The following is a 10,114-nucleotide window of genomic DNA, read 5'->3' as shown; positions in this document are numbered from 1 at the left end:
TCGCCAATTTCCCGATAAATAGCTAACGCCTGTTGCCAAGACTGCAATGCTTCTCTAAATTTACTTGTTTGAAACTGCTGAATCCCTTGCTGAAAAAGTCGATCTGCCTCAGCTTTACGAGGGTTATTTTGTTGTTGAACTATTGAAAGTACTTGTTGAACTGACTGTTCCAGTTTCGGATCTTTGAGTTCCCTGGCAATGACCAAACTCTGCTGCAATGAATCTAACGCTTTCTGGTAATCTCCCAGAGCATAGTAAGCAAGACCTACAGTTCCGAGTGCTCTTGCTTCACCGTTGCGATCGCCAATTTCCCGATAAATAGCTAACGCCTGTTGAAAAGACTGCAATGCTTCCTGAAATTTACTAGTTTTAAACTGCTGATTTCCTTGCTGTAAAAGTCGAGATGCTTCTGCTTTCTTTTCACTATTCGTTTGCGCCAAAACTTTTGGCACTGGCAAACTTGTCAACGAATAGAAACTAATAGAAGTATCTGCAACAACAGTGAGTAAAGCAATAAATGTAGCAATTGAGAGTTTTGGTAAACGCATAGCGGTTAATTAAAAAGCTCCTCAGTGGCATATATATCTAGCACCTGAGAACTTATGCAGTTAAAAAGATTTTCCCAAAAGTATAAATTATTAACCCGTCTCTGTCATCCGTAATTTCTTTCAAATCCCCTTGCCAAGGAGATTTAGTTTCAAGTCCCCCTTGCTAAGGGGAATTTAGATTCAAGTCCCCCTTGCTAAGGGGGATAATGGGGGATCTCTTTCGCTGAAATCTTGCAACTGCGATTTTAGCCCGCCTGCGAATCAATTCGCAGGCTAATAGCTCAACTCCACGCTCAGTGGACTGAAAGCATAAGAATTGCAAATATTTTAGTCAGATGATAGAGCGGTTCACGGGCGGGAATGTTCGTTATAGATGAAAGAAACAATTGTTTGGTACGCAGGAATATGGTTGTGTAGGGACACGGCATAATTAACTTTATTTTCTAGTCCAAAATATCTCGGATGCCGTGTCCCTACATATTTGTCTCTTAGGAGGACTTTCGCTACTCGCGGTGGGAATTGATTCCCAGGCGAATTTTACGACTGGTGCAAAATCTGAGTTCGATATAACCCCTCTCATCAAAATGGCAAAACTTCCCGAAATTAACGTTTTTAATAATGCAAGTTGCTTAAAATCGATCCCCCCTAACCCCCCTTAACAAGGGGGGAACCGGATCTCAAAGTTCCCCCTTAACAAGGGGGGAACCGGATCTCAAAGTTCCCCCTTAACAAGGGGGGAACCGGATCTTAAAGTCCCCCTTTTTAAGCATAATTAGTAGGGTGCGTCAGACAATAAATCCGATCGACAACATCAGGGTTTTAGCTTCTGACGCACCCTACAACTAACTATAAAAATCAATCCACCTAACTTTTCCCAGAATTATTATTATGTTCTCGAACTTTTGCCAAAGCTTCCTCAGCTAACTGTTCCAACTTCGCATCTTTAAGTTCCCTAGCAATAGTTAAACCCTGCTGCGCCGATAAAAGAGCTTTCTGATAATCCCCCAATTTAGCATAAGTAAAACTCAGCAGAACTAAAAGAGTTCCTTCACGTTCGCGATTACCAATTTCTCGATAAATAGCTAATGACTGTTCCCAAAACTGCAAAGCTTCTTGAAACTGGTCAATTTTAGACTTTTGCAGACCTTGATAAAACAGTTGAAATGCCTCTTTGTCCTTTTCCGTATTCGTCTGCGCCAAAACTTTCGCCGCTGGCAAACTTGTCAACGAAAGGAAACTCACAGAAGTATCTGCAACAACTATAAGTAAAGTAATAACTGTAGCAATTGGGAGTTTTGGTAAAAGCATCGCTGTTAATCAGAGAAGTTAGTATTAGTTTACTCCAAACATTACCTGTACGTTGTTGGGCTTTAGCCCTTCTTTAGGGCTGAAGCCCAACAACGTACCTAGAAAATCTATAATGAAGAGAGATTTTAGTTATTTTGACTCATCCTAAATGGTACAAACTCCCGCAAAAAACCTCACCTTAGAAGAGTTTCTCAAACTACCAGAAACTAAACCAGCAAGTGAATACATCAACGGTCAAATTATCCAAAAACATATCCCACAAGGAAAACACAGTAGAATTCGGGGCGAATTAGTCACTACTATTAATCAAGTAGCTGAAGATCATAAAATCGCCTTAGCTTTTCCCGAACTGCGCTGTACTTTTGGCGGTAGATCAATTGTACCCGATGTAACGGTGTTTGCTTGGGAAAGAATACCCGTTGATGAAAATGGAGATATTGCTAATGTTTTCCCAATTCACCCAGATTGGACAATTGAAATCCTCTCACCTGAACAGAGTCAAACTAAAGTAACTGGAAATATTTTACACTGCCTGAAACAAGGTACAAAATTAGGTTGGTTAATCGTTCCTGAAGAGAAGTCAATATTAGTTTATCCACCCGGAAAGCAACCAGAACTTTTCCAAGAACCAGAGGAAGTATTACCCGTTCCAGAAATATTATCAGAACTCCGATTAACTTTAGGAGATTTGTTTAATTGGTTGAAATTATAGAGCATCGTGGATGGTGCGTTACGTTTCACAGGTTGAAATATGAAGCATCGTGGATGGTGCGTTACGTTTCACTAACGCACCCTACAAATACTGAAATTAATAGCTATGTAACTTTATTGGCATTAACTATTTAAGCGCTGTTTATTCGCAATAGTAAATCTAATTAATAAAGTAGCTTAAAGAAAATTATTATAAACTACTACAAGTGTTATGTTAAGTCTTTAACTATAATGAATAACTTTGGAGAAAACAACCTGCATAGAGTTTTACGTGGAAAACAAGAAGGTATAAGTTGTAACTGGAAAAAGATTAAGTAGGTAAAGATGAAAAATTGAAGTGTAGTTCTGCAATCAAATTTATCTGCTTTTCCTGTAACTTCTGCAATCCAAGCTACAGGAATTAATACCTAGTAAGACTTGTTGCTCTGGCATTTTGTCTGACTGTGGGCTAATATATTACGCTAAGAATTTTTTTATTGCCCAACCCAAAAAGACGATCGCAAAACTTATAGTTATAGTGATGGTAATCACTGCGATCGGTTGGATAATCCCAGAAGCTAGAGCCAGGAAAAGCTTACCTCTTAGCAAACAATAAAATGCAAAAATAGCCCAACAATCAGTAAATTTCCGCTTTCTGTCTCACAGTGAAAGGAAGTAATTCCGATTCGAGGAAAAAAACTTTGTTAGCTGGAATAGATATATACCTAAAGACAGATGAACGGACAAAATCTGCATAAGAAGCAAATTTTACCATTGTGGGCAACCTGGAGAAAGTTAGAAAAAAAATTCTCGATTTCCCTAAAACTTCCCGATTTGTTTGAATACTTCAAGTAAAGTGCAGCTAAGCAATCAGGAGTAGCATGGAAGCACAACCGATCGCAGGCTTGAAAGAAGCTATTGAAGAAAGACGTGCAGCCCGGAGTTTTCGCTTTGATCCGATTCCTGAAGAAGTACTTTCCGAAATCCTACGCTTAGGAGTAAGAGCACCTTCAGGATATAATTTGCAACCTTGGCGCTTTATTGTAGTCAAGGAAGAAGCAAATAAAGAAAAGCTAAGAGCCTGTGCTTTCGATCAACGTCAAATCAGTGAAGCGCCAGTTGTTTTGATTTGTTGTGGCGATCGCTTAGTTTCCGAAACAGATTACATTGAATCTGTTATTAAACTAGGCACTGAAGCGGGAGCAATGAATGAAGCTTTCGCCAACTATATGCGAGCGCAAATCCCAGTTTTGTTTCAATATCACCCCAGCTTTGAATCCGTAGAAGCTTGGACAAATCGCCACACAATGCTGGCAGTTGCACATATTATGATTGTGGCGAAAAGTTTTGGGGTAGATAGTTGCCCAATGGAAGGATTTGTCACCGCCCAAGTTAAAGAAGCCTTCAACATTCCAGAACATTTAGATATCTGCTGTTTGTTGCCCCTTGGTTATGCAAATGAACCCTTGAAACTATACGGAGGACGCTTTAATTTAGAGCAAGTTTGCTACAGCGAAAGCTATGGTGAAACCTTCAAAATTTAGAAAATTTTAAGTTTTTTGCACCACATTTTTTGCCAAGATAATTAGCAACAGAATAAACACCAGATATGATTATCTGATGCTTCAGAATTGGCAAAAAAATCAAATAAGTAACTAATACCAACAATTGTGAGACTATGATGACAACGCCTTACAAAAATGCTGTATTGGACGATAAAGAACTACAAGCAGCTTTGAGTAAACTTAACCCAAAGTTTGGTGATTTTGTTACTCGTGTAGCAGGAGAAGCTTGGGGTTTGCCATTAATCGATCAAAAAACCAAAGCTTTAATTACTGTCGCTGTTGATGTAGTAATTCAAGATCATGTAGGGCCAGGAAGTCCCTTTGTAGCGCACGTTGATATGGCGATGAAACAAGGAGCAACTCGCGCTGAAATTGAAGAACTACTGGTGTTTATGTGCGTCTATGCAGGCTTCAATAAAGTAGCAGGTTGCTTTGGGGCATTGAATGAATTTTTAGGTTCAGAAACCTAAGAAAAAATCAAAATCAGTATTGGGAAATTTGCATTAATTACGCTTATGCTGTTAGCAAAACAATCACAAGAATCAACAATTACTAAGGCTGATTATTCAGCACGCGATCGCGAAGGAAAAGTTGCCTTTTATGTGCTGTTGTGGAAAAGAAAAGGCATTAGCTTAGAACTTTTCGACGACTATTGGAGAAACGTTCACGGCCCAGTTTGTGCAAGGTTGCCAGGACAACATCAATATTGGCAATTTCACGTTGCGCCAAATGAAGGAGGTCTGTGGCCTAGTTTAGGTGGACTTGTGCAAGCTTCTCCAGAAGATGAACAATTTCACGGGATAGCTGAGTTAACTTTTAGAAGCGAACAAGAACGGCAAATTTGGTTTAAATCTGCTGCCATCTTGATGGATGACGAACACAATATATTTAGTAAAGCGATCGGATATAACAGCAGTCCAGGGAATTCTATTACTTATGTCGATCGCATCGATAATGGCGTTCCCAACGGCAAAGTTGAAGCCGAAAAATTTCACGTCATGGTGAGAAAAGCTGATGGCGCAAGTGTAGAAGAGTTTCGTAAATACATGAAAGAAACTTTTGCACCCGCCATTGCTAATAATTCCAGAGTCGTAAAATTCCGCCTTCATCTATTTGATGAAGTCGATCTTTCTCGCCCAGATGCAGCAGGAGTAGCGCATTCTGAACCTAGAGAAAAATCGTATGATGCGGCTTTTGAAATTGCCTTTTGGAATCGTTTAGACCTGGAAATAGTTTTAAACTCTCCAGAATATCAAGCAATAGTTAAAGACCTGCCTAAATATGTCAAAGCTATTAGACCATTTCCCGAAAGAACAGCTTACGCATTCGTTTATAACGACGAAATGACTTTAGCAGGACAACGCAGTTCTTCAGTCGCAGAATTAATTTCCAACATCGGTGCAACCAACCAATTACAGAAGGATATCGAATCGCTTATGCTGTACCAACAACTAAATTCCACTTCTACAAACGGCAATGGTTCTAGCAACGGACATCAAACTTCTACCAATGGGCAAACAGCAGTGAAAAAGCGCCAAAATTATTACAAAGACCTCTCAGCAGATTATTCTCGCCCCGGACTTGTTAGTTCTTATGTTGCCAAAAAATTGATTGAAGATGCCGAAAGATATGTGGCAATGAAAGAACGAGTTATGCCGGAAATTGGCCCCAACTATACATTAGAACAAATTGAAAAAGAAAACAAAGAATGGTGGCCTACTCACTGTGAAGCTTTGCGCCAAGGCAGAGGCGATATCTTAACAGGTGAATATCGCGACGACTTAGTTTATTTGTGTCAAGACGGCCCCTATTTTGGCTTAGATCAACAAAAAGAACGGGAAAAACATTGGTGGGCTTTAATTGCTCAACCAGGGGTAACAATGTGTTGGCCTATTGTGATGTTTCACGGCGAAGTTACCTACTTTGAATGGAAGTGTGTAGATGATGAAACTAACGAAACACTCGCCAAAGGAAATGTAACTTGGGTACGTCGCGGACATCGCGGAGGTTGTTATTTGAAAACTGAACAATTGACCTTCTATCGTGATGTTTATGCACCCAATGAGTTGATTCAATTAATCACCACATAGAAGAGATGGGGGGATGGGGAGATGGGGAGATGGGGAGAATTTAAAACTCAAAAATTTCCGGCTAACTCAAAATTCCCCCCTAATTCAAAGCTCAAAACTCAAAACTTTTTTAATCACCGCCTAAGATGACAAATAACCAACCTTATAAAAATGCAGTTTTAGATGATAAAGAACTGCAAGCGGTTTTAAAACAACTTAACCCGAAGTTTGGTGACTTTGTTACTCGCGTAGCTGGTGAAGCTTGGGGTTTGCCGTTAATTGACCAGAAAACTAAAGCGTTAATTACGATCGCGATCGACATAGTTAATCAAAGCCATAATGGTCCCGGTAGCCCCTTTGGAGCACACATAAATATGGCTCTCAAACAGGGAGCAACTCGCGAAGAAATCGAAGAATTACTATTATTTATGTGCGTTTACGCGGGATTTAATAAAGTTGCAGGTAGCTTCGGCGCACTTAAGGAAATTTTTGGGAAATCCGGCGAACAGGGGACGGCAGAAATGACACCTGATTATGCAACACGCGAACGCCAAGGAACAGTCGTATTTTACGCTCTTTTGTGGAAAAAGAAAGAGCTAAATACAGCACTTTTCAGTGACTATTGGAGGAATGTTAACGGCTCATTAGGAGCAACATTACCAGGTCAATATCAAAATTGGCAACATCATTTAGATCCGCAACCTATTGAGATTTGGCCTAGTTTAAAAGGGATTAAATCAACTGCTACAGAAACCGATCGCTGTGATGGGATTGCGGAAGTAACTTTTGCTAGTGAGAGCGATCGACAAGCTTATTTTCAATCAGCTTATCTTCTGGAAAATGATGGAAAAAATTTGTTTAGTAAAGCAGTTGGTTATACAACTAGTCCGGGGAATTCGATTACTTATGTCGATCGCATCCAAAAAGGCGATTCAAATGGAGCAATAGACGCTATTAAACTCCATGTTTTAATTAAAAAAACCGATGGCGCAAGTTTGGCAGAATTTCGCCAATACATGACTGATACCTTTGCTCCACCTATTAGTAAATATCAGGGAGTTTTAAAATTTAGGCTGCATTTATTTGACCCCCGTCCAAACCCTCCCGGCGATCCACATTATGAACCACCGGAAAAGCAATATCAAGCAGCTTTTGAAATTGCTTTCGCTGACTATCATCAAATGCAGCACTTCTTCATATCAAAAGACTATTTAGCTGCCACTAAACACCAGGGAAACTATATCAAAGAAATTAACGCTCTACCAGAGCGAGCTACTTACACTTTTGTTGACGCAGGACAAATTACTCAAACCGGAAAAGGTAGTTCCAGGGTAACAGAAATGATCGCAAATGTAGGCACAAATAATCAAAGTTCAGAATCACCATTAAGTAATAGCAATCAAAACGGTAAATCGAGTTTAGCGCAATACCTCCAAGGTGTACAACACTTCGGAATTACTGTAGACGATATGGACAAAGCCATAGAGTTTTATACTGAGGTGTTGGGGGGAAAAATTGCGATCGGAGGAGACGGATTTTATGGCGAAGATTTGCATAATCTCCTCTTTCAAAAAGACGAATTAGAAGCCCTGCAAAAAGGCATCAATCCCCGCAGTGTTGGCGTTCCCAACATCAGAGATAATTCCCAAGAATCACTAGATGTTCGGTTTATTTCCTTCGGCAACACTTGCGTAGAAGTAATTCATTTCCGCGATGCCAAACTATCACACAAAGCCCCCAATGTTTTTAGCAAAATACCTTCTTCCGTTGGATTTGCGAACGTCCCCCACATCTCTTTCCACGTCAAAGATGATGTAGATTTAAATGACTTCGCCCAAATGTTAGAAGACGAATGTCAAAAGCGAGGAATGACCAACGTTGTAGTTAACAAAACCATTCACGTTAACTCCGAAGCCGAAAGAAGAAAAGCCGGACTTTCCTTTGCTAAAACCGAATTTCCCGGAGACTTTGATGGCTGGGCATTATTTTATTGCAAAGGGCCAAATGGCGAACAATTAGAATTTAATCAAGTCAGAAGAAACGCCCTGAAAAACTTTAAACGGGCACAACAAGAATACAACCAACAAACAGGTAGAAACTTTCCTTGGGCATCAGACGCAATTAGGGAGAATGGAACTATGATGACAGCAACAGCAACCAAATGGGAATGGCCTCATACTAAGAAATGGCCGAATTTTTCCGGCGCAAAATATGACATTCTCAAGCAACTATTCCTCGCTGGCGAAGCAATGAATGTCAATAACTTTGTGGAATTCTTTACAGAAGACTGTCTCTATCAATTCGGTAATTTCCCAGTAGTTTACGGCAAGCAAGGCATTAAAGATTCTTCCACAGGCTTCCTAGAAAAATGTGAAGGACTGCACCACCATATCAAAAAAATGTGGCAACCTTCCGAAGACGTAGTACTTATTGAAATGGATGTCACATACATCCGTCATGACGGCAAAGTGTTTACCCTTCCTTGCGCCGATACCGTGCGTTTTAAAGGCGACAAAATCAGCGAATTACGCATTTTTATGGACATTACTCCAATGTTCACTACGCCATAAATACCAAAGAGAAATTAATTTGTTTTCTCAGTAAGAGATAGCAGCAGTAACGGAGGAATTATGACTACAACAATGTTTCCTGGAACTAGATCAGCCGTTATTAAAGAAGTGATTGGGCTGATGGAAAAAATGGATTTAGAAAAAGTCCTCACTCACTTCACTGAAGACGCTGTTTACTGTTACGCTAATAATCCACCAGCTGTGGGCAAACAAGCGATTCGGGAAGCTACAACATCGAGCAATTTAGAGTCTGTAAAAGCCATTTCCTTTAACATTAAATCTCTTTGGGAAAACGTAGAAGTTGTCATTTGTGAATTGGAGATTAACTACTTCCGTAATGACGGCAGTGTATTGACGCTTCCTTGCACAGATATCTTCCGTATGGAAGGCGATAAAATTCAGGAAATGGCAGTTTATATGGATGCCAATCCCTTATCAGCAGCGCCAGAAAAGAAGGAAGAAACTCTCATAGATATAGCCAAGAATTTAATGGCATCTGTAGAGTCTAATAACGTTGACAAATACCTCAGTTACTTCACCGAAGATTCTGCTTATATTATTGGTAATAATCCGCCAATAATCGGGAAGCAAGCAATTAATGATTTTGCTTTACCTATCATGCAAAACTTCAGTAAAGTTTACCATGAAGTGCATGATATGTGGCTGCTGGGAGAAGACACAGTAGTTGCCCAATTGGATGTTACTTACCTGCGAAAAGACGGGAAAATGTTTAAATTTCCCTGTATGAATATCATCCGATTCCAAGACAAAAAAGTTCGGGAATACCAAGCATTTATTGATGCTAATCCTGCATTTTCTTAACTAATGGTAGTGGGTAATTGGTAATGGGTTAGGACTTACGCACTCTCTTGCCCAAACCTAGATCCCCCCTAGCCCCCCGAACCCAAGGGGGGAATTTGAGAGAGTCACTTTGTTAATGGGAAAATTATCCAGAAAATTCGGTTTTTAAACAACTGATTACCATGCAGAAAGTGCTTCCAGGAGAACGGGCAAACATCGTCAAGCGCTTTTTAACTGATACCAGAACCGCAGATGAATTTGCCTCTTACTTCACCGAAAACGCATTTTTTCAATTTGGCAACTCCCCTCCATTAATCGGACGTAAGGCGATTTGGGAATCTTCAATTGCTTTTCGTCAACAACTGAAATCCGTCACCCATGAGATTAAATCTATGTGGGAAGTTGGGGAGGTAGTTATTTGTGAAATGGATGTAACTTACGTCCGTCATGATGAGAAAGTTTTGCGCCTTCCTTGTACCGATACTATCCGTTTCCAAGGAGAGAAATTGCAGGAATTACGGGTTTATATGGATATTTCACCAGTGTTTAGCTAAGACTTTGTA

The 10,114-nt window shown here is 40.0% G+C and carries 9 protein-coding genes and 2 pseudogenes; 9 read left to right on the top strand and 2 right to left on the bottom strand.

Translation table 11 applies throughout. The features are described 5' to 3' along the window. Together ACE1CC_RS13540 and ACE1CC_RS13535 are read right to left on the bottom strand one after the other, a co-directional pair. On the bottom strand, window positions 1-548 hold a 548-nt coding region (locus tag ACE1CC_RS13540), incomplete at its 3' end, for a tetratricopeptide repeat protein (RefSeq protein WP_413270964.1). Window positions 549-1,412: 864 nt separating this feature from the next. Continuing rightward, window positions 1,413-1,856: a tetratricopeptide repeat protein gene (locus ACE1CC_RS13535; protein WP_413270963.1), complete on the bottom strand. Its 444-nt coding sequence runs from the start codon at window positions 1,854-1,856 to the stop codon at window positions 1,413-1,415. Between the two features lie 148 nt (window positions 1,857-2,004). Between ACE1CC_RS13535 and ACE1CC_RS13530 the strand changes: the two genes are divergently transcribed. The 9 genes and pseudogenes from ACE1CC_RS13530 to ACE1CC_RS13500 all read left to right on the top strand — a co-directional run bounded on the left by ACE1CC_RS13530 (window position 2,005) and on the right by ACE1CC_RS13500 (window position 10,105). Further along, a complete protein-coding gene (locus ACE1CC_RS13530) occupies window positions 2,005-2,568 on the top strand; it encodes a Uma2 family endonuclease (protein WP_413270962.1) in 564 nt (187 codons plus the stop codon). An 859-nt stretch (window positions 2,569-3,427) separates the two neighbouring features. Next, window positions 3,428-4,090: a nitroreductase family protein gene (locus ACE1CC_RS13525; RefSeq protein ID WP_413270961.1), complete on the top strand. Its 663-nt coding sequence runs from the start codon at window positions 3,428-3,430 to the stop codon at window positions 4,088-4,090. Between the two features lie 134 nt (window positions 4,091-4,224). Then, the gene (locus tag ACE1CC_RS13520; protein WP_413270960.1) at window positions 4,225-4,581 is read left to right on the top strand and encodes a carboxymuconolactone decarboxylase family protein; all 357 of its coding nucleotides are present in this window, start codon (window positions 4,225-4,227) and stop codon (window positions 4,579-4,581) included. A gap of 45 nt (window positions 4,582-4,626) precedes the next feature. Then, window positions 4,627-5,385, top strand: a pseudogene (locus tag ACE1CC_RS36825) (EthD domain-containing protein); the annotation flags it as partial. A gap of 249 nt (window positions 5,386-5,634) precedes the next feature. Next, window positions 5,635-6,201 carry a hypothetical protein gene (locus tag ACE1CC_RS36820; protein ID WP_459563840.1) on the top strand — a complete coding sequence of 189 codons (567 nt, stop codon included), beginning with the start codon at window positions 5,635-5,637 and terminating at the stop codon, window positions 6,199-6,201. Between the two features lie 125 nt (window positions 6,202-6,326). Further along, window positions 6,327-6,677, top strand: a pseudogene (locus tag ACE1CC_RS36815) (carboxymuconolactone decarboxylase family protein); the annotation flags it as partial. Between the two features lie 24 nt (window positions 6,678-6,701). Then, the gene (locus ACE1CC_RS13510; RefSeq protein ID WP_459563839.1) at window positions 6,702-8,750 is read left to right on the top strand and encodes an EthD domain-containing protein; all 2,049 of its coding nucleotides are present in this window, start codon (window positions 6,702-6,704) and stop codon (window positions 8,748-8,750) included. Window positions 8,751-8,810: 60 nt separating this feature from the next. Further along, the gene (locus tag ACE1CC_RS13505; protein WP_413270957.1) at window positions 8,811-9,572 is read left to right on the top strand and encodes a nuclear transport factor 2 family protein; all 762 of its coding nucleotides are present in this window, start codon (window positions 8,811-8,813) and stop codon (window positions 9,570-9,572) included. Window positions 9,573-9,733: 161 nt separating this feature from the next. Then, window positions 9,734-10,105 carry a nuclear transport factor 2 family protein gene (locus ACE1CC_RS13500; RefSeq protein ID WP_413270956.1) on the top strand — a complete coding sequence of 124 codons (372 nt, stop codon included), beginning with the start codon at window positions 9,734-9,736 and terminating at the stop codon, window positions 10,103-10,105. Window positions 10,106-10,114 lie beyond the last annotated feature (9 nt).

This window comes from Floridaenema aerugineum BLCC-F46 (assembly GCF_041929345.1).
GTDB lineage: Bacteria > Cyanobacteriota > Cyanobacteriia > Cyanobacteriales > Aerosakkonemataceae > Floridanema > Floridanema aerugineum.
This window is presented reverse-complemented; position numbering and strand designations above follow the sequence as displayed.

Bases quoted from the DNA above. Each gene is read 5' to 3' on its own strand.
- ACE1CC_RS13535 (WP_413270963.1), bottom strand. From the start codon at position 1,856: ATGCTTTTACCAAAACTCCCAATTGCTACAGTTATTACTTTACTTATA.
- ACE1CC_RS13530 (WP_413270962.1), top strand. From the start codon at position 2,005: ATGGTACAAACTCCCGCAAAAAACCTCACCTTAGAAGAGTTTCTCAAA.
- ACE1CC_RS13525 (WP_413270961.1), top strand. From the start codon at position 3,428: ATGGAAGCACAACCGATCGCAGGCTTGAAAGAAGCTATTGAAGAAAGA.
- ACE1CC_RS13520 (WP_413270960.1), top strand. From the start codon at position 4,225: ATGATGACAACGCCTTACAAAAATGCTGTATTGGACGATAAAGAACTA.
- ACE1CC_RS13510 (WP_459563839.1), top strand. From the start codon at position 6,702: ATGACACCTGATTATGCAACACGCGAACGCCAAGGAACAGTCGTATTT.
- ACE1CC_RS13505 (WP_413270957.1), top strand. From the start codon at position 8,811: ATGACTACAACAATGTTTCCTGGAACTAGATCAGCCGTTATTAAAGAA.
- ACE1CC_RS13500 (WP_413270956.1), top strand. From the start codon at position 9,734: ATGCAGAAAGTGCTTCCAGGAGAACGGGCAAACATCGTCAAGCGCTTT.